Here is a 25,472-nt window from a genome sequence, read left to right as displayed (position 1 = left end):
ACCGCAACCGCCACGGCAATCGCCAGTTCGAAGTTGTTGGAAGCTGCGGTGAACGACAGCGTCGTCGTCTTCGAATAGTCCGCCCCGACCTTCCGTCCCATGTAGAAGGAAACAAGAAACATGACGACGAAGTAGATCAGGAGCGGGATCGCGATGCGCACCACATCCAGCGGCAGACGGACGATGTACTCGCCTTTCAACGAAAACATGATGACGATCGTGAACAGCAGCGCTCCGAGCGTCAGCGGACTGACTCGCGGAACAAATGTCGTTTTATACCATTCGCTCCCCTTCGTTCTCAGCAGCAGTGTGCGCGTCAGGAATCCCGCAAGGAAGGGAATCCCCAGGTATATGAAGACACTCTTTGCGATCTCCCCGATCGACACATGAACCACGGTGCCGTGCAGGCCCAGTTTGGCGGGAAGTACAGTGATGAAAACCCACGCGTATACGGAATAGAAAAACACCTGGAAGAGGGAATTGAACGCCACCAACCCCGCGGCGTATTCCGTATTGCCCTTCGCCAGTTCGTTCCACACGATTACCATGGCGATGCAGCGTGCGAGCCCGATCATGATGAGCCCCGCCATGTATTCCGGGTACTCGCGCAGGAAGATGATCGCGAGTACGAACATCAGCACCGGCCCGATCACCCAGTTCTGGATCAACGAAAGGGCGAGGATTTTCTTGTCCCGAAAAACCTCATGCAGTTCCTCATATCGCACCTTGGTAAATGGCGGGTACATCATGAGGATCAGCCCCACGGCGATGGGAATCGACGTGGTTCCGACGCTGAAGCGATTCAGAAAGGGCACGATGCCAGGAATTAGCCATCCCGCCAACACTCCGAAAGCCATGGCCGCAAAGATCCAGGCCGTCAAATACCGATCCAATACTCCAAGCTTCCGGGTGGTGCTTGCGGAGGTTGTCATCGCACGCTTTCTTCCAGCAGTTTTTAAGTGGCTGCGGCTGGGCACAAATGACCGTCGTTAGATCCTGACGTTGCGCCGCAACTGCATCACTCAATCTTGTTCTCTTTCCCGATTTTTGCCAATACCGGGTTCGACATGTGGTTCAAGAGCGAGGGCTTGGCAACGGCCTTCACGAAGATCGTGTACTCGCCCGGCCCGAGCCTGATCGCACTCAGGTCCAAATCTTTCCCATCCGACGGCGAGTCAGCTATGGCAGCCAGGTTCCGCCCGTCCTGCGAAGCAAAGACCGTGAAATGATCGATTGTTTCCTTAGGCCCATCTACTTCCCAGTGCAGGCGTGTGCCACGGATGCTGGCTTCCACTTTCACGCAGTTGTCGATTCCAGTTTCGATCTCGGTGCCTTCCTCGTAGTCGTTCCACGTCGGAATGATCAGTGCCGGTAGTTGACGCTGCTCTGAGTAGAAGCCGTTCACCTCTCGAAAACTCCCGAGCCACGTGCGCCCACAGTCCTGGGCGATCTTCCGCCCCTTCCCCCAGTCGGCCAGCCTGTTATCGAAGCCCTTGTAAACCGACGCCATTACGAATTTCCGAGGGTTTTCTCGAGCAGCTTTGTGAAACCTTTCCAGATACTGGAAGCCGCGCGCATCGCCCGGCTTCACCGTTTCCGGCGCGATCCAGGAGAATGCTCCATCGCCGTACTCGAGTTTGAATGCCTCTGAGTTGCGGAACAGCAATAGAGGGTTTCCAGGTACGCTTCGCCTTGCGCGACCCCAATCAATGTCCGAATGTTCCAGTCCGAAGAACGTCATCAGCGGACGCCCGTTCACACGCACGTAGGCCGGCGAGCGCGCGAAGTGCTCGTTCACATACCTCATGGCGGCGATCAATTCCTGGGTGACATTGCAGCCACGCTTGCTTTCGCAATTCTTCAGCGTGCCCTTGTCCACCGATATCGCCAGGCTGAAGCCGCGCCGCTCGGCTTCGGTCAGCAACAACTCCGTACAGCGGTTTTTGAATTTGTCCCCAGCTCCGTACCAGTCCACAATCGCGCCGTCGATGCCTCGGCTCATCATGTCCTGCACCTGCCGCGCGATCGCGCTGGGGTCGTCTGACCGATATCCGACGTCCCTGTGCTTGGGGTCGCCAAACCAAGGCATGTAACGCACATAGATCTTTGTAATCGCGTGGGGGTACAGAAGCGAATGGAGGGAAAGTTTGCTGACGTTACCGGGATCGACGTTGCCGTTCTCGGGAGAACCACGCACGGCGCTCGTGTTGTTTCCAGTTTCCAGTGCCAGCGTCGTGGTAGTGGCTAGAGGCGTAGTGGCCGGTCGTCGTGCCTGGGCTTGTAGTTGCAGGTGGGGCACCGCTAGAAGAACGGCGGCGGTCAACCAAACAGAACGCATAGGAACTCCATCTCCCCGGAGATCCCGCACTTACACTCTTGTTTGGATGCCTGCCGCGCTTAGGGATGTTATGCCGGAAGCGTCACAAACCCCATGCCAACGTAGGCGTCGTGCACGTACAGTACCTCGACGTCCATCATCGTTGTCGTGCCAGAAGCGGGCTCCACGATGTGTATTCTCATGCGCCGGCCCTTCGGAAGCTCAGCCAATATCTGCGCAGAATTCGCATAAATCAACATGCCGCCGCCCGATGCCTGCGCTACCCGGCCCAGCTGCAGGCCGTTCTCGTCCACAGCCACGGCGTGCTCGGTGAGATTCAGTCGTTCGAACTTTCTGCGATCATCATGCATAGTGGGGGAAGGTTCGCCCACCCCGGTCTGTCCGGGATGGGCTGTCGTTTTCGTCGTCATCATTTGATTACCAGCTTCGCAATCGTGGCAAGCTGCATGTTCGAAGTGCCTTCGTATATCTTGCCGATCTTCGCGTCGCGGAAGTATTTCTCGACCGGGTAGTCCTTCACAAAACCATACCCGCCCAACACCTCCACGCACAGAGACGTCACGCGTTCCGCAACCTGCGAAGCGAACAGCTTCGTCATGGCGGCTTCCTTGACGAAGTTTACGCCGGCATCTTTCATCCGCGCCGCGTTATAAACCATCAAACGCGCCGCTTCGATTTCGGTTGCCATCTGCGCCAGTTGGAACTGAATGCCCTGGAATTCGGCGATTGCTTTGCCAAATTGCTTGCGGTCCTGCGCGTACTTCATCGCATACTGCCACGCGCCTTCTGCCACGCCAAGCATCTGCGCGCCGATCCCGATGCGCCCTTCGTTCAGCGTCTCAATCGCGATCTTGTAGCCCTTGCCGACTTCACCCAGCACGTTGGCTTTCGGCACGCGGCAATCTTCCAGGATCAGTTCGCAGGTGCTTGAAGCGCGGATGCCCAGCTTGTCTTCCTTATGTCCGACCGTGAAGCCCGGGAAATCCTTTTCCACCAGGAATGCCGTGATGCCCTTGTATCCGGCAGAGGGATCCAGCGTCGCCAGGACGATGAACAAACTTGCTTCCTTGCCGTTCGTGATCCAGAGCTTCCGTCCGTTCAAAACGAACTCGTCGCCCTTTAGTTCGGCTCTCGTCTGGAGTGCGAATGCATCCGAGCCCGATGCCGCCTCGCTCAGAGCGTAGGCGCCTACCCACTCGCTCGCCTGCTTCGTAAGGTACTTCTTCTTCTGCTCCGGAGTACCCCAACGCAGCAGTGCGTTGTTGCACAGCGTGTTCTGCACGTCGACGATCACGCCCGCCGACGCGTCCACACGTGAAAGCTCTTCTACGGCCAGAATGGCCTCGAAGAACGTTCCGCCGCCGCCGCCGTACTCTTCCGGAATCTCTATGCCCATCAGCCCGAGCTGAAAACATTGGTCGATGATGTCGCGCTCGAAGGCGGCCTTCTCGTCCATCTCCTTCACCTTCGGACGTATCACTTCTTCGGCGAACTGCCTCACGCTATCGCGGAAAAGCTGTTCGTCTTCACTCAAAACTACAAGAGGCTGCGGGCGAGATGCCCTCTCTGCTGCAACGTCAGACATAGGTCATCCTTCCGGGGATTGAAATAGAGTGAGGATTCTAACATTCCGCCGCCGGCGAGGCGCTCTGCTGCCCGGCGGCGAAGGCTAGTGCTGCGAGGGCTTGCGGTAAACGACCTTCAGGGTTTCGGTCGAGAGAATCTTTCTGATCTGGCTCTTTGCATGAACCGCCCACGGACCGCTCGTGTCCAGTTTCACATAAGCACGCCAGTGAACCAGCGCCTTACGCATCTGTTTCAACTTCTCGTAGGCCAGCGCCAGGTTGTAGTGGGCGTCGGCATAGGTGGGCGCCAATTGCAGCGCCACGTGATAGTTCTTGACGGCTTCTTCCAACCGTCCCGTCTCATCCAGCACATTGCCGAGGTCGAAGTACGCCAGCGCATAGCGCGGATCGCAGGCGATTGCCTTGCGGTAATGCTCTTCGGACAGGATGTATTCGCCCCGGTTATAGAAAAGCGTTCCCAGGTTGATGTAGGCGGCGGCGAAATTCGGGTCAAGCTCCACCACTCTGCGATACGCTGCGATCGCTTCATCTTGCGTGTTGGGATCGTCTTCCAGCGCTACTCCACGCGAGAAGAACTCAGTCGCGTTCTCAACCGTGGTGATCGGCTTCACGTTCCGGGCCGACAGCAGCGTGCCGTTCTGCTCGAACTCCATCTCGAACTGCCCTGCAATCGGGTCCAGCACATGCCCCGCATGGCGGAAGGTAACGCGCGAGCCGGTCGCGTACGCCGTCGCCTCCAGCAAAGGGTTATCCATGCCGCTCACTTGCCGCTGCATCGCTTCCAGCGACTCGCGGATTACAGCCGGACGCACCTTCTTGGCTCGAAGGTCGCGTACTTTCTTTAATGTGAGGAGGTCGAAAAATGAGAAGGTCTCGCCCACAGCCACCAGCCCCGCTCGTTCCCAGCCGGAGAGCTGTTTTGGCGTGATGTGCAAGATGCGCAGTACGTCCGTTCGATTGAATCGGTTCACTTTGTAATCGTCGCCGGGCGTTGCTCGACGCTGATTATGATGTTAGTTGCCGTTTGGATGCAATAGCAAAGTTGAAGCAAACGCGGAACTTGCACCCAATATGCTGCATTTAGGAAAGAATTCTTCGACGCACACGGACCTCACGCGCCCGTACTCGGCAACTTAGTTCTGAGCAATGCTGCTCCCAGCGACGAAGCTCCCACTTATCCTGACTTTCGAAGCAACGGCGACGAGCGTCGCACGTTGTTCCGGAAACCACGTTGTTCCGGAAATATTGTTTTGGAAACCGAATGCTACGCCGCCAAGTTTTGTCTTCCTTGAGCGAAGCGACGGAGTCGCGCAGTCGAAGGATCCCTATCGATACGAAGAAAGTCAGCGCGCGGACCGATCTCACGCTCTTTACGGATTCTTCATGTCGCGTTTAGAATGGAGTGCGAAGGCCGACGTAGCTCAGTTGGTAGAGCAGTCGATTCGTAATCGACAGGTCATCGGTTCAAGTCCGATCGTCGGCTCCAGAACTTATCACAGCACTCATAATGAAGCCGCTCCTGCCGGGAGCGGCTTTTGCAATTCTTGGCTTTCTGATTTCTGAACCTTCGCGGCGGAACCATCAAGGTCGACTGCGATTGAAGAAAGTTTCCTCCGCAAAATCGAAAAGGTCGCCCGGCAACTGGGCGACCTTTCCTTCAAGGGAGAATAGTTCCAACGGAGGCTAGACCGTCAAAACCTTCTACAAAAATACTATGAGCCTAAGAAACTGAGTGTCAAGGAATTTTTAAGACTTAAATGCCTTATAAATCAATCACTTAGCTGAAGTGTCCGCGCCCTGTGCAAAGTGACGTTTTTTGCCACTTTTCTGTTGCAATCCGTGCAAGCCTTACTCTATCAATCTCTTACGTGGCTAAGACTCACTTTTCGATGTCCAGCCGGATGAACTCACCGTCGTCGCTTTCGGTCTGGTAACGACTGGGGAAAAAGCGACGTTTGAGCATTCTCCCGAAGGCAAAGAGCGTTCCACTCACGATTGAAAACAAGAATATGATTCCCGCCAGAATCGAAGCCGCGACCACCAGGTTGCCGATGTTGTCGCGCTTGCTCAGCCCTGTATTTTCGTTCCACGTTACGTCCGCTTCGTAATTCACGTACCCAAGCAGCGATCGTGCGTCCCACTGCGAGACCTGTCCCTTCACCATCGCGACGATCGGCCCGGCGCGTTTCGCTACGAATGTCGTTCCGTTCGTCGTCTGCGCGTTTGCTGCTTCCAGAGCCTTCAGTCGCTCCATTGCGATCTGCGGAGTCGGGTAGGCGATCAACATGAAGTCGGCAGTGCCGCCACTCGTTGCATATTTTCCGGTCATCACTTCCGCATTGCGGGAAAAATCCACAACGCCGGGGTCAACCGGCGAGCCCAAGGCGTTCAAAGCCACCGGGCCAAGTATGTATTTCGCGCTATTCGGCACAACCTGCTCGCGGGGAAAGTAGCTAGGCAACGCAGGGAGATTTGCGGCCGTCCCTTGCACCCTTGGTAAAGCTTCCGCGAGTTCACGAAGCTCAGAGGCCGACATCGCCGTCACGCGGTCGAACTGCGCCTGGACGAGCACATTGTCACTGAAGAAAAGTATGTTCTCGTTTGCCGAGGCCGCCATCGTTCCTATGCGTTCCGTGAGCATCTTGGGCGAACGATAGAACGTAAACGCCCCATAAGCGCCGCTGGCGTCCTGGAAACGCGCAGCCTTCACGATCAGCTTGCGGTCGGGCCGTGCATACGTGGCGGTCTCGAAGTCTGAGAAGCCGTACTCCTTCAGCACGCGTCCCTGCGCGGGATCAACCGTGGACGGGTCTGTTCCCCTTCGTGCGTCGGACTGTTTCTCCCAACCGCCGAAGGCCTGCGGCAACATAGCCGCTTTTTCCTGCGCCACATTTTCCGCCGCGGCGGTTTCCTGCGCGGCACTCTTCTCTACGACAGAGGAAATCCAAATCGCGCTAAGTACGACTGCTAAAACAATAGCTTTGATTGCTTTCATGAGCATCCTGGTGAGTGAGGACAAGAAGCACCCTGCCCACTCTCCATTAGACTACTTCTTCACCGGGAAAGTTTCGAGGCTGGCCTGCTGGAAAAGCGTGGACGCCGCTTGGTGGTTGTTGATGTCGGCTATTGCCCGAAGTCTTCCTTGGCCTTGGAGGCAAGCTTTACCCCGCTCAGGCCGCTGACGTATCTGGCCACGCCCTTATACAGTGAGTCCGCGATCTTCTGGCGATACTCGGGCGTTTGCAACTTGCGCTCATCCAGCGGATTGCTCAGGAAGGAGATTTCCGCCAGGATGCTGGGCATATTCGCGCCAATCAGAACGATAAACGGAGCCTTCTTCACGCCGCGATCGCGCATGGCTGGAGTCTTAGCCGAGAGCCCCGCGTGCAAAGACTTCTGCACGTCGGCAGCGAACTCGCGTGACTCCTCAATTTTCTCCTTCAGCGCGATCTTCTTCACCAAGTCCTGCAACTCGTGAATCGACTTCTCCGATACTGCGTTCTCGCGTGCTGCCACTTCAAGCGCATCGGTAGACGACGTGAAGTTCAGGTAATAGGTCTCGATGCCTCGCGCCGTGGCGTCCGAACTTGAGTTCGCATGGATCGAGATGAACAGGTCTGCCTGCTGCTGGTTGGCAACCGCCGTACGTGTCTCCAGCGGGATGAACGTATCGTCGTCGCGCGTGAAGATGATCTCGGCACCCATCCTGCCTTGCAGCAGGCGTCCGAGCCTCAGTGCCACATCCAGCACCAGATCCTTTTCGAGCAGGCCGGATGGCCCGATGGTGCCCGTGTCGTGTCCGCCGTGTCCGGCGTCCACAACGATCCTTCCAATCTTCAGCCCCAGCGCGCGGATCAACGAACGCTCTCCGTTAGCAGTCGGACGCGCTTGGTGAATCTGCGCCGCCGTTTGCTTCTTGCCCTTTTTGCTGGCGATACGCGGCGACTTCTCCGCAACGCGAGGCGCTACGGCCTCAAACGTAGGCTCCGTCGTCGGCTTCTTCGTGTCCTTTGTCCCCGGCACGCTCAGCTTCGCCACTTCCGTCTTGGTCGAAGTCTCCGGATTTTCGTCCAGCGCGCCCTCTCGTACCTGAGCTTCGGCCTTCGCGTTCTGCTTCTCTGTCCCGGATGCCTGCCTATCGCCCGGTTGTGGAACGACTGTATCGGACTTCCGAGCCGTCTCTGCGGGTGCGTTGGGCCTGGGAGTGCCGCTTGCTCCGACCGTAGGAGATCCCTTAGCCGGTTCTGATTTTGCTTCGGTTCTTGTCTGCGGTTGCTTGTCGGCTGCTGGTTCGGTCGTGTTGTCGCCCGAGGCGCTTTGCTTCGGGCCGACGGTCTTCGCCATGACCTTTTGCGGCCGGCGGCCATGTATGTCGATGATCAGGCGATACGGATTCGGGAGCATGAAGACGGCATAATCGCTCACGTCATCTACTTCCAGGACGATGCGCGTCAAGCCCTTCTGGAACTGCGCAACCCGTATCTTGCGCAAGAAGCCGTCCGAAACATCGAAGGTCTTGCCGATCAGCACGGAGGCCAATTTCGTGTCATGCAGATCGAAGAAGATGCGGTCGGGGTTGGCCACTCGTCCGGCCTCGTACTTCACCTCGGCTTCCAGGTCGATTGCCACGCGCGTGTAATCTGGCGTGGACCAGTGCCGAATGCCCGTTACCAGCGGCAACGCGGACTTCTTCTCGGATGCCACCTGCTTTTCTTTGACTTCCTTCTTCGCCTTCGGCGCATCCATTTCGGCCATCGCGTCGCGCGCGTCTGCCGCAAGGCGATGCCTTGGATACCGCCGCAGGAATTCCTGAAAGGCTTCTTTCGCTTTCTGGTTTTCCTCTAGATCCTCTTTGTAGATTTGCCCAATCGTGAACAGCGCGTCGAAGCGATACTTGCTGCCGGGATACTCCCGGCGCAGAAACTCGTATTGTCCGATGGCGGCGCGCAACGCACTTTCATCGTTCAATCCGCGTCCCATCTCGGCCAGCAACTCGGCGACGGCCACTACGCTGCTATCGGCCTTGCTGCTCGTCGGCGCCGTGTAGTAAACGCGCCGATATGCATCCATCGCCCGCTGGTATTCCCGCTTGCTCCGTTCGTTCGCCGGTTGACCGTTGAGCGCTTCGCGCACGCGTTCCGCGTTCTGGAAAGCCGTGCGCGCCAACTGCTTGCTGCGCTTCATGCTTTTTCCGAACGCCGGAATTGAGACCAGCGCCAGCAACGCCAATATCGTCGCCAACCGTCGTGCCATTCGGCTATCGAAGCTCAACTTCATCGCTTGTGCGTCTTGTCCCTTGAACCCACGAACCTAATCCAAGTTGCTGATGGTCAACACCCCGCGACTGTCGCGGAACATGTGGACCGGAGCCTTTGCCGGAGCGTTTATCAGCAGCTTGTTGCCGCCTGGCCCGTACAAATCTGTGATCTTCCTTACGTAATTCCGCGTCTCGCTGTACGGAGGAATGCCATTGTTGCGCGTCACTGCACCGGCGCCCGCGTTGTACGCCGCAAGGGAAAGCTGCACGTCGCCATTGAAATTCTGCAGCAGCCCTTTCAGGTGCCGCACTCCAGCATCCACGTTCTGCTGCGGATCGAACGGATTGCTCACGTTCAGGTCGCGCGCCGTGCCCGGCATTAACTGCATCAACCCCATCGCGCCCTTGCGCGAAACAGCCCTCGGGTTGAAATTCGATTCCACCTTGATGAGCGCCCGGACCAGATTCGGATCGACGTTATGGCGGGCAGCAGATTCTTCGATCGCCTGATCGACCGCTTCCGTCGTTACCGCGCGTCCTAGCGCAACCTGCTTGTAATTCGGATTCACCGTCGCAGACTTCAGCTCCAGAGCCGCCGATGCGCTCCCCGCCTTCGGCTGAGCCGCAATGTACTCGGTCACCTCAGCCGCCGCGAACCGCGCCTGCTTCAGCGCATTCGGCGAAGCCGGTACCGGCTTCCAGCGATGCTCCGTGTTGCTCCAGTACAGGTACCGCGTCACCCGCGCCGTGCGCGCTGCCTTCGCCGCCGCTTTCTCTGCCGGAGTGTCGTCATTCACGAACACAACACGCCCACCTTCGCGTACGGCCGTAATGCCCTGCGCGGTTGCGATTTTCGGAGTCAAAAAGAAAACCACAAAGGCAAACGTCGCCGCGACCGCGAACGTCAGACGCACTCCCACAACGAATTCGAAGCTGCGGGCGTAGTCGCGGACTGAAGACATGAAGATTCCCTTATCCTGGCGTGAGTCATGGGCGAACCGGGGACGCACTCGTCCGGCTCACAACCGCATTGCAACCAGAGACTCCTGTTTCGCTGGATTATAAGGTGCGCGCCCACGCGGGGCAATCAGTAGGACACGGGGAATCACATAAGTGAAGGGGAGAATAACCGCAAGAAAGCAGTAGGAAACCGTTACATGGACCCATCCACAGCCTGATAGAACACGAACGGCCCTGTACCTCCGCGCATTCAGCTTGATAAAAAAGGCCGAGCGCTCGCACTCGGCCTGTGTCCCATCTAGTTGAGACTATAGAAGGCTGTCCACCACGCCGTAGCTTTCGCTCAGCGCCTTATCCAGTGCCTCGGGGTCCTTGCCGCCGGCCTCGGCCATATCAGGACGCCCACCGCCGGAGCCGCCAACCAGCTTCGCTACCTGCCCGATGACCTTGCCGGCTTGCACGCGATCCGTCAGATCCTTCGTCACGCCAACAATGATCGCCACCTTGCCGTCTGCCGCCGAGCCAAGCACCACTACGCCGGATCCCAGCTTCGTGCGCAGGTTATCCATCAGCGTCCTCAACTGCGGACGCTCGAGATTATCCGCCCGGTGCGCCAGTACCTTCACGCCCTTGACGACCTTCACGTTCTGGTCTGCTGAAGAAACCGCCGCGCCCGCCGACTTCATGCGAACCTGCTCCAACTCCTTGCGGAGCCGCTTCAGTTCTTCGTCGCGACGCTCGATCTCCGACCGCAGCGCGTCAGCCGGGGAAACTTCCGATTTGCGTCCCACCAGGCCGGAGACAACGTGCTCCAGTTGATGGTCCTTGCGGAAGTGCCGCAGCGAAGCCTCGCCCGTGACGGCCTCCAGCCTTCGAACGCCGCTCGAAACGCTGCCTTCGTTCAGCACCTTGATCAGGCCGATCTCGCCTGTCGCATTCGTGTGCGTACCGCCGCACAGTTCCGTCGAGAAGTCGCCAATTTTGATGACCCTGACCTTGTCGCCATACTTCTCGCCGAAGAGCGCCATCGCCTTGTACTCGTTCACCGCCACGTCGATCGGCACATCCTCGACTACCTCGACGCGATCGTTGCGCAGCACTTCGCGATTCGCCAAATCCTCGATGTCCTGCAACTCCTCATCTTCGACTCCCGCAAAATGCGAGAAGTCGAAGCGCAAATGTCCGGCATCCACCAGCGAGCCTGCCTGCTTTACATGCGTGCCCAGCACTTGGCGGAGCGCCGCGTGGAGCAGGTGAGTGCCTGTATGGTGACGCATCGTCGCCTCGCGCAGTTCGCGATCGACCACGGCATCTACCTTGTCACCCACCACGATCCGAGTCCGCGCGACAACCTGGTGCGCGCGTACTCCTTGCACCGGAGCGTGTACGCCCTTCACTTCGGCAACAACCGTGTTGTGGTCACTCGCGTAGAGCCAGCCCTTGTCGCCGACCTGGCCGCCGCTGTCAGCGTAGAAAGTCGTGTGGTCCAGAACGATCTCGCCCGCTTCGCCCGCCTTCAACTCCTGTACGCCCTGGCCACCCTTGATGATGGCCAGCACTTCGCAATCCTGCGTCTCGGTCTGCTTGTAACCTTCGAAAACTGTAGCAGGCAACGCACCAAACACAGGACTCGCCACTGCCTTGCCCGCGCCGCCCTTCCAGCTCGCCTGCGCGCGTGTGCGCTGCTCTTCCATGGCGCGGTCGAAGCCTGCCTGATCGAATAGGATTCCCTGGTCTCGCGCCGAATCCACCATGAAGTCCAGCGGCAATCCGAAGGTGTCATATAACTTGAACGCCTTCTCGCCCGAGTACATGGCGCGGGCTTGCGGATTCTCCGACTTCGCTTCAACTAGCGGAGCCAAATCGTCTTCCAACCGCTTCAGCCCAATATCCAGAGTGTGGGCGAAGCGCGTCTCTTCCGTCAGGATGACTTTCTTCACTCGCTCGGCCGAATCCTTCAGCTCCGGATACGCTTCCTGCATCTCGTTGCAAACGGCGTCCACCATCTCAGAGAGGAAAGGCTTGTTCTGTCCCAGCAGGCGTCCGTGCCGGATCGCACGCCGAATGATCTTCCGCAAAACGTAGCCGCGCCCTTCGTTCATGGGCAGCACACCATCGGCGATCAGGAACGTTGAAGCCCTCGCGTGATCGGCGATCACTCTCAGCGACGCCGCACTCTTGTGGCGCGACTCTTTCGCTACTTCCTTCTCGACCGCAACGCCTGTCAACTTCGCCGCACTCTTGATAAGCGGAACGAAGAGGTCGGTGTCGTAGTTGGAGATAACGCCCTGCAGCACGGAGGTGACGCGCTCCAACCCCGCCCCGGTATCGATCGAGGGCTTGGGCAGCGGATTCAGCGTGCCGCTCGCGTCGCGGTCGAACTGCATGAAGACAAGGTTCCATATCTCCACGTAGCGCCCGCACTCGCAGCCGAACTCGCAGTCCGTGTGCCCGGCGTCGCTCGCCGCCACGCCCATGTCGTAGTGGATCTCCGAGCACGGCCCGCACGGCCCCGTGTCGCCCATGGACCAGAAGTTGTCCTTCATCCCCATTTCGTAGATGCGATTCTGCGCGACCCCCTGCTCCACCCAGTAGCCGTACGCTTCATCGTCGCGCGCGATACCGTTCTCGCCCTTGAAGATCGTGACGTAGAGCCGGTTCTTGGGAATGTTGAACCACTCCTGCGACGTGACCAGTTCCCAGGCGTAGGCGATAGCGTCTTTTTTGAAGTAGTCGCCGAACGAGAAGTTTCCGAGCATCTCGAAAAACGTGTGGTGGCGATTGGTAAATCCTACGTTTTCAAGGTCATTATGTTTTCCGCCCGCCCGCACGCACTTCTGCGAGGTCGTCGCCCGCGAGTAATCGCGCTTCTCCAGCCCAAGGAAGACGTCCTTGAACTGGTTCATGCCGGCGTTCGTAAACAGCAGCGTCGGGTCATTCGCCGGAACGAGCGAAGACGAGTGAACTTCTTTATGGCCACGCTGGACAAAATAGTCCAGGAACATGCGACGAATCTGATTGCCGGTAAGCATAAGTAAGATCGGGAACTTCCAGACGTCAACCGTCGACTGCGACAACCATGGTCGGACGTGTTAACCGGGGAAGTTGAACCTCCAATTGTAACAAGTTAAGCGGAGAACCTTCGCCGGTACGGGCTGGGGTGCGTGGCTTCGATTTCATTAGTTCGTAGACCCGCTGAAGCAACTCGCTGGCAAGTGGCCACCGGCAACTGGCAAGCGGCCACTGTCCTTCCGTAAAGTCTCAGGTCATTTACCAAGATGAAATTCTTCTACTCTGGGTTACAATCCACGGACTCATTGCATCGAAAATTCTGGAGTTGAGGTACAGATGCTGTCCAGGCGCATAGCTTACTTCCTGATCGTCGTCATGCTAATGCTATCTGCAGCGACGACGGTGTCTGCTGCAACGCGTCGAACGCGTACGCGCCGCGTGCATCGCGGGCGGCACGTGCGCCGCGTCGTCTGGAACCCCATGTTCCGCGGATCGCACGAACTGCTTGTGCGCCAGAATGAAGAGATAGACCGCCTTGAACTGCCCCGCATCGCCGACGACGACGAACTCCTCGGACTTATTGGCAGCGAACAGCTTGTGCCGTTGAGCGAGAGCCAGGCGTTGATTATCGCCAGCAATCTGACGGAGACGCGCCGCTACTGCCGTTCCTGGCTGCGCGACTTTTTACAGGATTTCAGCGAAGCGTATTACGAGGAGTTTAAGCGTCCCATCCAGGTCAACTCGCTCGTGCGCACGGCCGAGCAGCAGAAGAAGCTTCGCCGCCATAACCGCAATGCCGCACCCCAGGAAGGGGAGACCGCTTCTACGCACATGACCGGCATGACCGTGGACATCTCTAAGCGCGGCTTGACCAGGAAGCAGCACAAGTGGATCGAGCAGTATTTTCTGCCGCTCAAAGAGATCGGCTTGATTGATCCTATCGAGGAGCGCCGTCAACCCGTCTTCCACGTCACCGTATTCGGGCGCTACGCCGATTATCGCGAAGCCGAACGCGAACCGGAAGAGCGATCTCCCGAAACCCGGCAGGGTAGCAGCGAATAGTTAAAGCGGAGTTTCCGGCGCACGATACCCTGTGATTACTCTGAGCCAAAACCCCGCCCTAGCGGAGCTAGGACGGGGCACCCGCGACTGACGACTCTCGACACCAACCTTTTGCCTACTTCAGCTCCGAGGCGCGCCACATGTACCAGCTGCCGACCGAGCGCCACGGACGCCACTTCGCAGACTTCTTCACCATCTGTTCCTTGGTCGGAAGTGCGCGCATGCGATACGTCACCTTGATACCCTTGCGCACCCCGAGGTCATCGAGCGGCAGAACGTCCGGACGTGCGAGCCGGAAAATCAGCAGCATCTCGACCGTCCATCGGCCAATGCCGCGCACCTGCACGATGCGGTCGATAATCTCATCGTCGCTCATGCCGTGAATCATCCGGAGCGTGGGAACGGTTCCGTCGATCGTCTTCGCCGCTAGATCCTTTACGGCTAGCATCTTGTTGCGCGAGAGTCCCGCCGCACGCAGCGTTTCTTCCGATGCGGCCAGAATCTGTTCCGGCGTTGCGTGCGTGTCGGCCGACTCGCTGCTTGTCATCGCGACATTCAAACGGTTGAAGATCGCCGCCGCCGCTTTGCCTGCAAGCTGCTGATAAACGATGGATCGCAGCAGGGAATAAAAAATCGAGTGCGTATGACGAATTTCCATCCTGGAAGGACCGATGCGCTCGATGATCGCGGCCATTCGCGCATCGTTGCTCTTCAGGTGCTCGACCGCTTCGTCCCAATCGTATACTTTCAAGCTTCCTCGTCCTCGATTCTGGTTTCGGCTTCTGCCTGCTCCTGTTCCAGCAGCATCAGCGTCTCGTCTTCAACGTCCCAGTTTTTCAGGATACCAACAATCGTGCGCGTGCCGAAGCCAGCTCTCACCATCGTGCGGAAGATGCGTGCAGTTTCTTTCTGGTCGGTTGGTTTCTTCAGGCGCTTGCGGCTCAGGAACCTGCGCGCCTGCTGCTCGTCGCTAATGCCGTCATACACGGCGGTCACAGCCTGCTCGATAACCTCTTCCTGGACGCCCTTGAGCTTCAGGTCCTGCTTAACGCGCATTCTTCCGAATTTTTCGTTGTCCTTACGGAAGCTCGAATAGACGGCAGCGAAGTGCGAATCATCCAGATAGTGATGATCTTTCAGACGCGTAATGACGGCGCCGACGAGCGTATCGCCATCTGCCTGCTTGCCGACCCTGGTGCGCATCAGGCGCTTCAGTTCCACGACGGTACGCATGCGCCGTCCCAGCGCGCCAACCGCGTACTCGTAAAGAGAGGCTTCGTCGTAGGTCCTGTTGCTCCGCTTGAAGGTCACAGTGAGTTAAGGTAGCCGCTTCCAGGGAAGATGGCAATCGCCCAACAGAAGGGACGCGCCGCAGCGCGTCCGTTATATCCGGCGCAGAGAAGCTCAACGTCCGCCGAACCCCGAGGACTGCATCTCGTCCCTGGTTGATTCCGCCGTTCCAGAGATTCCCTGGACACGCAGCTTGAAGTCGTCCGGGTTGGAGGCATTGTCCAGCGCGGTATCGTACGCGATGAGCCCTTGCGTATAGAGATCGTAGAGCGACTGGTCGAAGGTCTGCATGCCGTATTGCGACACACCTTGCGACAGCGCTTCCTTGATGTTGCGCGTCTTCTCCGGAGTCATGATGCACTCACGGATGTACGCGGTGCTGACGAGCACCTCGACGGCAGGGACGCGGCCGGCACCATCTGCGCGGCGAACCAATCGCTGGCTGACCACCGCCTTCAGAGTAGCGGCCAGTTGCAGGCGAATCTGCTTCTGCTCAGGCGGTGGGAAGACCGAGATGATGCGGTTGATCGTTTCCACGGCATCCAGCGTGTGCAAAGTCGAGAAGACCATGTGACCGGTTTCAGCGGCGTGCAGCGCGGTCGAGATCGTCTCCAGATCGCGCATTTCGCCGACGAGGATGACGTCGGGGTCCTGGCGCAGACTGGCGCGCAGCGCCGAACCGAACGAAGGCGTATCCACTTCCACCTCGCGCTGGTTGACGAAGCCTTTCTTGTCACGATGCAGGAACTCGATCGGATCTTCAATGGTGATGATGTGCTCCGGACGCGTGGAGTTGATGCGGTCGATCATGGCCGCCAGCGTCGTGGACTTACCTGAACCGGTGACACCGGTGACGAGCACTAGTCCGCGGGCTTCTTCGCATATCTTTTCGATGATCTGCGGCATGTAGAGCTCATCGAGCGCGCGAATCTTGGTCGGAATGACGCGAAGCACGAGGCCCACGTTGCCGCGCTGCTGGAAGACGTTGACGCGGAAACGGCCCAGGCCGGCGACGCCATAAGCCATATCGAGTTCGGCGGATTCCTTGAACTTCTGCTTCTGCCGGTTCGACATCATGCTGAACGCCATGTTCAGCATGTCTTCGGCGCTAACGCGAGGCTGGTCGCTCAGCGCCACAAGATCGCCGTCAACCCTTATGTGCGGGTAGTTGCCGACCTTGAGGTGCAAATCCGAAGCTTTGCGCTCCATCGCGGTGCGTAACAAATCGTCAATGTGCATGAGTCCTGTCCGAATCCTGCCAACTGTTGCGAGTGGCTGGAAAGTACCACTTTTCGACGAAGCAACGCAATACGGCAACTCACGACAGATAGGTACGAAAGGGAGTCAGGCTTTGCTCATGTGTTCAGCATATGTGTTCACTTGCCGTTTGCCAGCTTCGCCCTGCATTCCGGAAGCCGCCAAATTGCGCAGCCATAGAACCGTGGGGCTGCCAAGGGCATCTATATCGCGTTACCTATGTCCTCCGAGATGACGTCTGCTTATCGTCCCGCCGAAGCGTTTCGGCGCGGGTCGTATCATTTTCCGCACGGGCTGAAGCACAACCTGCTTTGGTACGGTGCGCGGCGGTTGCGTCCACTCGATCCGCTTAAGTTTTTCTCGCAACTCGCTCGCGAGTTCGGCGACATCGCGCACTACCAGCTTGGCGCGAAGCACATCGTGTTTCTGAGCAATCCAGAGTACATTCGCGAAGTGCTGATCGTGCAGCACTCCAACTTCATCAAGGAGCGTACGCAGCAGCGGGCGAGAATCCTGTTGGGCGAAGGCATGATCACCGCCGATGGCGCGGTGCACAGAAAGCAACGCCAGGTAGCGCAGCCTGCATTCCATCGCCAGCAGGTGCCTGCATATGTGGATGAAATCGTGCGGCGCGCGGCGGCGCTGCGCGATCGTTGGCGGGAGGACGAAACGCTCGACGTCTATCGCGAGATGATGCACCTTACCCTAGGCACGGTTTCGGCGACGCTGTTCAACTTCGAACTGGGCGAAGAAGTTGTGCCGCTGAACGCCGGAGTCGGCGACATCATGCAGGTTTATAACGCGCTGGTGTTGCTGCCGGGGATTAACCTGCTGCTTGGCGTGCCTTTCACGCCGCTGCGGAAATTCGTTCATGCCCGCGCTCGGCTGGACGCAACGATTTCGCGAATGATTGCCGAGCGTCGCAAGGCGACTGCGCGCGGGGCGGCAGAAGGGCGCGACCTGCTGCCCTTCATGCTCGCGTCACAGGCGGAGATGGGCTGGACAGACCGCGACCTGCGCGATCAGGTGATAACGATTTTCCTCGCCGGTTACGAAACCATGGCCATCGCACTGACGTGGACGTGGTATGTGCTATCACAGAATCCTGACGCCCGCGAACGCATGTACGCCGAGGTCGATGCGGTGCTCGGGTCGCGCGCGGCAACCTGCGACGATCTGCCAAAACTGCGTTACACCGAGATGGTGCTGGCCGAGTCGATGCGCTTGTATCCGCCGGCGTGGGCGATGGGGAGACAGGCGCTAGCTGACTTTGAGCTCGGGCCGTATCGACTGCCGGCCGGCACGACCGTCCTGATGAGCCAGTTCGTCACGCATCGCGATCCGCGGTATTACCCCAAGCCGCTGCGATTTGATCCTGAGCGGTTTACCCCGGAGGCAAAAGCCGCGCGGCCGCGGTTTTCGTATTTCCCGTTTGGCATGGGCCCACGGCAGTGTATCGGCGAGGCGTTCGCGTGGATGGAGGGAGTGCTGGTGCTGGCTACGTTCGCGCAACGTTGGCGCTTGGAGCACGTCGAGGGACACAAGGTTGAGCCGCAACCGCTGTTCACGCTGAGACCGAAGAACGGGATGCCTATGCGAGTAGCCGCTTGCCGATGAGTGCTGGTTATGGGTGGCGCAGACCTTCAGGCTGTGCCACCCGATTCACCTACTCTACTAGGGGGCTATCCCTGCCAGGGTTCGTCGGCACTGCCGCCATAGATGCCGGGCACCTTGCCGCCAAGCGGGCGCAGATACGTCGATAGCTGTCCTCGGTGGTGGACGCTGTGCTTGTCAACAAAGCCGAGATACTTTACGACCGGCATGGTCATTACGCCGTAGAAATCCACAGGCTTAACGAGTTGTTCGGCTGTCATGTCGCGCACTCGCTGAACGGCCTTCGGGAACTCCTGTTCGTACCATTGCGCAAGAGCTTTAGGTTCGGCAGGGATGTCTGGGAACATGGGCTCCATCTTGAATTCGCCATTGGCGATCTCGTGCAGGAATTGCACTTCGACCTCGACAATGTGCTTCGCAAGTTCTGGGGCAGTCTTCGACTTCGGGTCAGGACGGTAGTCGCCGGGGAGAACAGCGCCGACAACTTTCTTTGTCGCTTCGAACTCTCCTGTCACGGATTCAAGCAGGAAGTCGCGCAAGGCGACAGCGAACTCAGGTGTCATAGCGGCAGTGCTGGCAGTGGTCATTGCAATTCCTCCACAGAAGTGTTCAAGGATTCTACCCCAGATGTCGGAGCGCGGACGCGAGACGGCAGTTGCCAGTCGCCAGTCGCCAGGCGCCGGTTGCCGCTGGCAGAGCTAAGTTGATAGAACAAAAAGAAGGAGCGCCCTGTGGGCGCCCCTTGTCTGGACACTCTAACTGATCCTGCTTTATTGGAAACGCCGCGCTGGAACTACGCGCCGACGGGTTGTTTGGCTGTCACAGGCACGGGCGTAAGCCAGTTGTAGCGATCTGGCTTGGCGCCTTGCAGGATTCCGAAAAGCTCGGAGTGGATTGTCTTGGTGATCGGGCCCATCTTGCCGTTGGCAACCACGATCTTATCGACCGAGCGAATCGCAGTAATTTCGGCCGCGGTCCCGGTGAAAAAGACTTCGTCGGCGACGTAAAGCATCTCGCGCGGTATAACCTGCTCGACGACTTCGATGCCGAGTTCCTTCGCGATGCGCAGGACGGAGTCGCGAGTAATGCCGGGCAGCACGGAGTTGCCGAGCGGCGCCGTAAGCAATTTCTCGCCACGCACCACGAACAGGTTCTCGCCCGAGCCTTCGCTGACGTAGCCGTTTGCGTCGAGCGCGATCCCTTCAACGTAGCCGTTCAGAATGGCTTCCATCTTGATGAGCTGCGAGTTCATGTAGTTCGCGCCGGCCTTTGCCATCGCCGGCAAGGTGTTCGGGGCCATGCGCGTCCAACTGGAGACGCAGACATCGACACCATCATCCGGAGATCCGCCGCCAAGATACTTGCCCCAGGCGTAGTTCGCCATGTACACCTCGGTCGGAGAGTTGAACGGGTTAACGCCGATCTCGCCGTATCCGCGCAGGATAATGGGGCGGATGTAGCAGGGCCAAATGCCGTTCACGGCGACGAGATCGAGCATGGCTTCGACCAGCTGTTCGCGGGTGAACTTGGTGTCAATGCGGTAAATCTTTGCTGAATCCAGCAGGCGCTGCATGTGTTCATGCGCGCGAAAAACTGCGGGGCCGCTGGGCAGGTTATAGCAACGGATGCCTTCGAAGACCGATGACCCGTAGTTGACGACGTGCGACATCACATGGACAGTGGCGTCGTCCCAGGCGATCATCTTTCCGTTATGCCAAATTTTGTCGGACTTCTTGATGGCCATGCGGCGCTCCTTCGAGGTCTGTTGCGGGAATTACCTACTCGCGTTCCGGCCGTCTTCCTCCAACCGGGCGGGCGCATCGGGACCGGAGTCGTCGCGCAATTCGATTCACCGCTCTGCGGAAGGTACTCGGCTGGACTAATAATTATATCCTAAGCTCTCGCGAGTACCGTTCCATGCGGGTGCGGGCACTTTCGCTACGACGGCACACTTATACGATGATCATTGCCCCTTACTGGACGCATCGGGCTGCGACAAGGTTTTGTCAACCGCCGGGAGTGCCGTGCTGCCAATCTCGTCGCCCCGAAAGAATTTGCCCGGAGTGGCGCGCATGACCGGCATGGCGGCGAACGGCTTGCCGTAGTCATTGCTTGCATTCCAGAAAAGGAAGCCTATGCCGCCCTTCTCATGTGCAACGCGAACCTGGGTAATGATGTATTCAGGTGAATAAGTTTTTGTCTTCCATCCAAACGCCTGTAGCCACGGGCGAAGCACGACGCCGCTGCCTGCGGTGATTTTCTGGAACCTCTCCATAGATTCGGAGATGAAGTGCTCCGCCGCATCGCCGGGCAGGGCGTATCCGTCCATGCCGAAGAAGTGTGATGGATAGATCATTGGCGAAAGTATGTCGCAATGCCGGGCCATTTCGGGGATGTTCTGGCCCGTGTGGGAGAGATCGACGGGACGCTGCCAGGCCATAATCCCGAACACGTCGAGCGAGAGCAAGACGCCCATGGGCCACAACTGTGAGTGCGCTTTTTCCAGGAAGTGCGTAACGGCATCCGAGCGCTTCCACTGGGGATGCTCGGTTTCATAAGCGAATTTGGCGTCCTTCTGATCGCCTTCGGCAGGGAAGCGAACGTAGTCGAACTGCACTTCATCGGCCCCACTCTCCGCCGCAAAGCGGGCGAGGGCGATGTTGTAATCCCAAATCTCGCTGCGCGAAGGATCCGCCCAGACAAGTTTGCCGTTCTCTTTCCATGGCTCGCCAGAGCGACGCGAGCGAATGGTCATCTCAGGATGATGCACGGCTATGTGCTCGTCGCGAAAGACTGCAATGCGAGCAATCGCGTGAAGGCCGAGCCCGTGGAGATAGCGGGTGAACTTGGGGAGGTTGCGTATCGCGACACGCTGGGTTGGCGGCGCCAGCGGATGCTGGAACGGAACATTGACCAGCCCGTCACTGTCCTTGACGTCGAAGACGACGGCGTTGCCGCCAGCATTCCGCCACTTGTGGATGATCTCCAACCCGCGTGCGCTGCCAGCCATCGTGCCCGTCAGATAAATAGCGCGGACCTCGTAATCCTTCGCCTTCGCTACTGGCTTCTCGATCCAAGGTCCGGCGATGAATTCAGGGACGATAAGGGTGGTGCCCGGCTTAGGCCAGATGCCCTTCAAATCGAGATTGGTCTTGCGCAAGCCGGCTTCCAGCTCCGAGCCGGTCATGAACTTCGTCTGCGGCAGATATTGTCGGACGATCCCGGGAACGCTATCACCCTTCTTTACCTCATGCAGCGCAGTTCCCGGCGCGATGTTGAGATCCGCCACAGTCGCGGACCCGGGGCCGCCAACAGCAGCTAGTGCGGAAGGGGCGATTGCCGGTGCGGATGGCGAAGCCATAGGCGCAGAACTCGAAATGGCCGATCCGAGCCGCGATGCAGATTTCAAGGGGAAAATTGGTGTCAGCAAATAGACAGAAACTGCGATAGCAAACACGGCAATCAGCGCCGCAAAGACGCAAAGAAAGAGCCTGCGTGACATTTCGTTTCACGATCCAGAGTTGGGGACTGGTGGATCGTAGCACGAACTTACCTCACATCAACGCTTCGGAGGTTCAACGACTCTGGTTACCAACGGACGATAACGGACGATGAAGAGGACGCGGAGATGGTTGACTGTCGCCGATTCCGGCGACAAGACCAAAGCGGACGGCAGGCGACAGAAATGCTGACATTCGCTGCTGGAGAATTCGCATCTAAAAAACACAAGGACGAGGTCCTACGAGCTTTTACTGGCGAAAGATTTGCACAGGCAACGTTGACAACTTAAATCTCCACGCCTCCATCTCACACCGTTGATTGATGTCTCTGGATATCAGCGACGGGGCCAGAAAAGCACAGCATAGGGCCAGCGAATATGAAGACCGGACTCAACGCGAAGCTTGATCCCACCCGCCGCAGCAACGATGCGCAGGATTTTGAAACTGCGATACGCCGAAAGATCGTTGGCCAGGATGCGGCGATCGAGAAAGTTGCTGAAATTTACCAGATGTTCCTCGCCGGACTGAATCCTCCGGGACGTCCGGTTGGAAATTTGTTGTTTCTGGGGCCGACCGGCTCGGGCAAGACGCGAGTGGTTGAGGCATTGGCCGAGTCCCTGTTCGGCGATGCTCGTGCGGTGATCAAGATCGACTGTGCCGAATTTCAGCACTCACATGAAATTGCAAAATTGATCGGTTCGCCTCCTGGCTACCTCGGCCATCGCGAAACCCACCCCCTGCTCACGCAGGAGGCGCTAAACCAGTGGCACACGGAAAAGCTGAAGCTCTCTATCCTGCTCTTCGACGAGATCGAAAAGGCAAGCGACGCGCTTTGGCAGTTACTACTGGGCATCCTGGATAAGGCGACGCTGACGCTGGGCGACAATCGCCGCGTGGACTTGTCGCAGTGCCTGATCGTGATGACCTCGAATCTGGGTGCTGGCGAGATGAACGAGCTGCTTAATGGCTCGTTGGGTTTCGCCCAGACTCCGGCGCACCTCGACACGAGACTCGATGACAAGATCAACCGGACGGCTGTAGAAGCTGCGCGCCGCAAGTTTTCTCCCGAGTTCATGAACCGCATCGACAAGATCGTGGTATTCAGGACGCTGCGCTCGGAACATCTGGAGCAGATACTGGAAATCGAACTTGGGATGGTTCAGCAGCGCATCCTGCAGGCGACAGGGAACAATCAGTTTGTATTCAGCTGCACGCCGAAGGTGAAGCAGTTTTTGCTGGCAGAGGGCACGGACCCGAAGTACGGGGCGCGCCACCTGAAAAGGGCAATCGAGCGCTGCATCGTATTCCCACTGGCAAACCTGGTAGCGACCGGGCAGATTAAGCTGGGCGATTTCATTCGGATCGACATGGATAATGAAAGCAAGATGCAGTTCGTGAAGGAAGCCGAGGGCGCGCTGGTGCCGGTACTGCTGGAGAAATACGGGCCGGAGTTTGGCGCGCAGGCGGCTAAGGCGGGCAAGCAGGCCACCGGACGCCGGGAGCTTGGCGCTGCATCGCTGCTGGACCACAAGTAACCTGGTGCGAACCGGGACTGCAACAGGGCTGCGTAGAATAAAGGTGGTTTCTGAAGAGCGCCGGGGTAACGGCGCTCTTTGTGTTTCGCGCCATGTTTCGCGCCATTGTGTTTGCGGTGCGCAGGTTGGGCGGCTGTGTTGCCCTCTCGGTAAGAATACTTCGTGACGACCGGCGGCTAATCCACCAACTCGGTAACGGATGGGCGTGCATCTAATGTTTACAGATTTTATGTGCAAAGAGAGTTGTCGCTGGCTGCCGGTCGACGTATGCTGCGCTGCGGGTGAGCGACGTTGCAGATTGGAGGCAAGATCAATGTTGGATTTGAAATTCATGCGGTCTGTGGCGCTCGGACTGGTGCTGACCTTGGGTATCGCGCCGTCATGCAGCGCTTCGTCGCAGCATGTGCGGCAAGATGCTTCGGGACGGCTTCAACCGGACACGAGCAACATCTCGGTATCTCCCGAGGAGGAGATCAAACTCGGCCGGCAAGCGATGGCAGAGGTCGAGAAGCAGTTGCCGATCTTGCCGGACTCGAGCCCTGTATCGCAGTATGTGTCGCGCCTCGGCCAACGGCTTGCCGCAAACGCTCCGGGATACAAGTGGCCTTACGTTTTCAAAGTTGTAAATCAGAAGGACATCAATGCGTTCGCCATGCCGGGAGGCCCAGTCTATGTGAACGTGGGTACGATTCAGGCTGCGGACGAGTCTGAGTTGGCGGGCGTGATGGCGCACGAGATCAGCCACGTCGTGATGCGCCACTCCATGCGGCAGGCTTCGAAGTCGCAGTGGATACAGATTGGAGGTGCGCTTGGGAGTGCGGTTCTCGGCGGACTGCTGGGTAACGGCATGGGCGGCCAACTGGCGCAACTCGGCATACAGCTTGGAGCCGGCGGCGTAATCATGAAGTACTCGCGTGAGGCGGAGACCGAAGCCGATCTGATTGGTTCGCAAATCATGTACGACGCGGGCTTTAACCCATACGCGATGGTGGAGTTCTTCCAGGTTCTTGCTAAGCAGGGCGGCGGAGGCGGGCCGCAGTTCCTCTCCGACCACCCCAATCCGGGCAATCGCGCGCAAACGGTGGCGAACGTCATCAAGAAGTTTCCGAAAAAAGATTTCCCGCGTAATGACAGCGCAGAGTTCGCGTCGATGAAGCGGGTCGCAGATGGGCTCAAGCCGATGACCGGCCAGCAGATCGCCGCTCAGCAGAAGCAACAGCGTGGCGGCAGCATTCCTGGCGGCGGAGAAGCGCAGGTCATGCCGGCCGGCGGCTTCAAAGACTTTGACCAGGGAACCTTCACCATCAGCTATCCATCGAACTGGGAAGTTTTTGGCGACCAGCAATCGGGAGTCACGATCGCTCCGCGAGCGGGTGTGGCGGAGAATGCGATTGCGTACGGTGTGGTGATCAGTGGTGCGCGTCCGCAGGATCGCACTTCGCTGGACGATGCGACAAAGCAAATCGTCCAGACCATGCAGCAGCAGAACCCCGACATGAAAGCTGCCGGCAATCCGCAAAGCATCCGCGTAAACGGCGTGAAGGGGCGGTCGGTTGACATGGTGTCCACCTCGCCGCTGCAATCGCAAAACGGGGCGAGCGTGCGTGAGCGCGACTGGTTGGTCACGCTGCCGCGTTCTGATGGTTCGGTGCTCTTCATGGTGTTCGTTGCGCCGGAGCCGCAGTTCGATCAGCTTCGTCCAACTTACGAACAGATGCTGCGCACGGTTCGTGTCAAGTAAGCACCGATGGAAATTGCAGTCAAAGCCCGGCTTCGCGCCGGGCTCTATTGTTTTAGAGAGGTCGCGCTGAGTCGCTGAGCGATGGAGCGACGAACTCGCAGAGTCGAAGGAGCCCTTGATAAGCACGGAGCTGGCAAGAGGGATCCTTCGACTCGGGCTTACGCCCTCGCTCGCTCAGGAGGACAAGGTTTTCCGTCGTTAGGAACACACGGTTTGCCGTAACTCAGCGACTTCTCGCTTTTTCTTGTCGTGTGGTACACAGCCGTGCCATTTCATGCCAGCAGCGACCGGCGGGAAAACCACAAAAGCTTTCAGACATC

Annotated in this window: 19 protein-coding genes and 1 tRNA gene; 5 read left to right on the top strand and 15 right to left on the bottom strand. The window is 58.3% G+C overall.

Annotated elements, in window-relative coordinates; translation table 11 throughout:
• The 5 genes from arsB to VN622_18380 all read right to left on the bottom strand — a co-directional run.
• Positions 1-932: ACR3 family arsenite efflux transporter (gene arsB, locus VN622_18400; GenBank protein HWR37837.1), on the bottom strand; the 932-nt coding region annotated here is incomplete at its 3' end.
• 86 nt (positions 933-1,018) lie between these two features.
• Entirely contained in the window at positions 1,019-2,338 is a 1,320-nt protein-coding gene (locus VN622_18395; protein ID HWR37836.1) for a hypothetical protein, read from the bottom strand.
• Between the two features lie 68 nt (positions 2,339-2,406).
• Positions 2,407-2,751: a PilZ domain-containing protein gene (locus VN622_18390; protein HWR37835.1), complete on the bottom strand. Its 345-nt coding sequence runs from the start codon at positions 2,749-2,751 to the stop codon at positions 2,407-2,409.
• Positions 2,748-3,923 (bottom strand): acyl-CoA dehydrogenase, encoded by a 1,176-nt coding sequence (locus VN622_18385; protein HWR37834.1) that lies wholly within the window; start codon positions 3,921-3,923, stop codon positions 2,748-2,750. The genes VN622_18390 and VN622_18385 overlap by 4 nt, the downstream gene beginning before the upstream one ends.
• Positions 3,924-4,007: 84 nt before the next feature.
• Positions 4,008-4,895, bottom strand: a complete 888-nt coding sequence (locus tag VN622_18380; GenBank protein HWR37833.1) for a tetratricopeptide repeat protein — start codon at positions 4,893-4,895, stop codon at positions 4,008-4,010.
• 439 nt (positions 4,896-5,334) lie between these two features.
• Between VN622_18380 and VN622_18375 the strand changes: the two genes are divergently transcribed.
• Positions 5,335-5,410, top strand: a tRNA-Thr gene (locus VN622_18375).
• A gap of 393 nt (positions 5,411-5,803) precedes the next feature.
• Here the strand turns inward: VN622_18375 and VN622_18370 are convergent.
• The 4 genes from VN622_18370 to alaS form a co-directional block, all read right to left on the bottom strand.
• Positions 5,804-6,919, bottom strand: a complete 1,116-nt coding sequence (locus VN622_18370; protein HWR37832.1) for a DUF6599 family protein — start codon at positions 6,917-6,919, stop codon at positions 5,804-5,806.
• A 128-nt stretch (positions 6,920-7,047) separates the two neighbouring features.
• The gene (locus VN622_18365) at positions 7,048-9,177 is read right to left on the bottom strand and encodes an N-acetylmuramoyl-L-alanine amidase (protein HWR37831.1); all 2,130 of its coding nucleotides are present in this window, start codon (positions 9,175-9,177) and stop codon (positions 7,048-7,050) included.
• 57 nt (positions 9,178-9,234) lie between these two features.
• On the bottom strand, positions 9,235-10,143 hold the full coding sequence (locus VN622_18360; protein HWR37830.1) for a transglycosylase SLT domain-containing protein: 909 nt from the start codon (positions 10,141-10,143) through the stop codon (positions 9,235-9,237).
• 306 nt (positions 10,144-10,449) lie between these two features.
• On the bottom strand, positions 10,450-13,173 hold the full coding sequence (gene alaS / locus VN622_18355) for an alanine--tRNA ligase (GenBank protein ID HWR37829.1): 2,724 nt from the start codon (positions 13,171-13,173) through the stop codon (positions 10,450-10,452).
• A gap of 316 nt (positions 13,174-13,489) precedes the next feature.
• Between alaS and VN622_18350 the strand changes: the two genes are divergently transcribed.
• Positions 13,490-14,215: a DUF5715 family protein gene (locus tag VN622_18350; GenBank protein HWR37828.1), complete on the top strand. Its 726-nt coding sequence runs from the start codon at positions 13,490-13,492 to the stop codon at positions 14,213-14,215.
• Positions 14,216-14,330: 115 nt separating this feature from the next.
• On the opposite strand, the gene VN622_18345 is transcribed toward VN622_18350, so the two are convergent.
• The 3 genes from VN622_18345 to VN622_18335 all read right to left on the bottom strand — a co-directional run bounded on the left by VN622_18345 (position 14,331) and on the right by VN622_18335 (position 16,744).
• On the bottom strand, positions 14,331-14,966 hold the full coding sequence (locus VN622_18345) for a DNA-3-methyladenine glycosylase 2 family protein (protein ID HWR37827.1): 636 nt from the start codon (positions 14,964-14,966) through the stop codon (positions 14,331-14,333).
• Positions 14,963-15,526 carry a regulatory protein RecX gene (locus VN622_18340; GenBank protein ID HWR37826.1) on the bottom strand — a complete coding sequence of 188 codons (564 nt, stop codon included), beginning with the start codon at positions 15,524-15,526 and terminating at the stop codon, positions 14,963-14,965. The genes VN622_18345 and VN622_18340 overlap by 4 nt, the downstream gene beginning before the upstream one ends.
• A gap of 93 nt (positions 15,527-15,619) precedes the next feature.
• Positions 15,620-16,744 (bottom strand): type IV pilus twitching motility protein PilT, encoded by a 1,125-nt coding sequence (locus tag VN622_18335; GenBank protein HWR37825.1) that lies wholly within the window; start codon positions 16,742-16,744, stop codon positions 15,620-15,622.
• Between the two features lie 237 nt (positions 16,745-16,981).
• Here VN622_18335 and VN622_18330 point away from each other — a divergent pair, with 237 nt between their 5' ends.
• Positions 16,982-18,379, top strand: a complete 1,398-nt coding sequence (locus VN622_18330) for a cytochrome P450 (GenBank protein ID HWR37824.1) — start codon at positions 16,982-16,984, stop codon at positions 18,377-18,379.
• 65 nt (positions 18,380-18,444) lie between these two features.
• Here the strand turns inward: VN622_18330 and VN622_18325 are convergent, their stop codons facing one another.
• The 3 genes from VN622_18325 to VN622_18315 all read right to left on the bottom strand — a co-directional run bounded on the left by VN622_18325 (position 18,445) and on the right by VN622_18315 (position 21,737).
• On the bottom strand, positions 18,445-18,963 hold the full coding sequence (locus VN622_18325) for a DinB family protein (protein HWR37823.1): 519 nt from the start codon (positions 18,961-18,963) through the stop codon (positions 18,445-18,447).
• Between the two features lie 206 nt (positions 18,964-19,169).
• On the bottom strand, positions 19,170-20,120 hold the full coding sequence (locus VN622_18320; GenBank protein ID HWR37822.1) for a branched-chain amino acid transaminase: 951 nt from the start codon (positions 20,118-20,120) through the stop codon (positions 19,170-19,172).
• Between the two features lie 219 nt (positions 20,121-20,339).
• Positions 20,340-21,737: a putative glycoside hydrolase gene (locus tag VN622_18315; protein ID HWR37821.1), complete on the bottom strand. Its 1,398-nt coding sequence runs from the start codon at positions 21,735-21,737 to the stop codon at positions 20,340-20,342.
• A gap of 516 nt (positions 21,738-22,253) precedes the next feature.
• Between VN622_18315 and VN622_18310 the strand changes: the two genes are divergently transcribed.
• Both VN622_18310 and VN622_18305 read left to right on the top strand, forming a co-directional pair.
• Positions 22,254-23,411 (top strand): AAA family ATPase, encoded by a 1,158-nt coding sequence (locus VN622_18310; protein ID HWR37820.1) that lies wholly within the window; start codon positions 22,254-22,256, stop codon positions 23,409-23,411.
• Positions 23,412-23,724: 313 nt separating this feature from the next.
• Positions 23,725-25,152: a M48 family metallopeptidase gene (locus VN622_18305; protein HWR37819.1), complete on the top strand. Its 1,428-nt coding sequence runs from the start codon at positions 23,725-23,727 to the stop codon at positions 25,150-25,152.
• The last annotated feature ends 320 nt before the right edge of the window (positions 25,153-25,472 follow it).

The organism is Clostridia bacterium, from assembly GCA_035561135.1.
Classification (GTDB): domain Bacteria; phylum Acidobacteriota; class Terriglobia; order Terriglobales; family Acidobacteriaceae; genus DATMYA01.
This window is presented reverse-complemented; position numbering and strand designations above follow the sequence as displayed.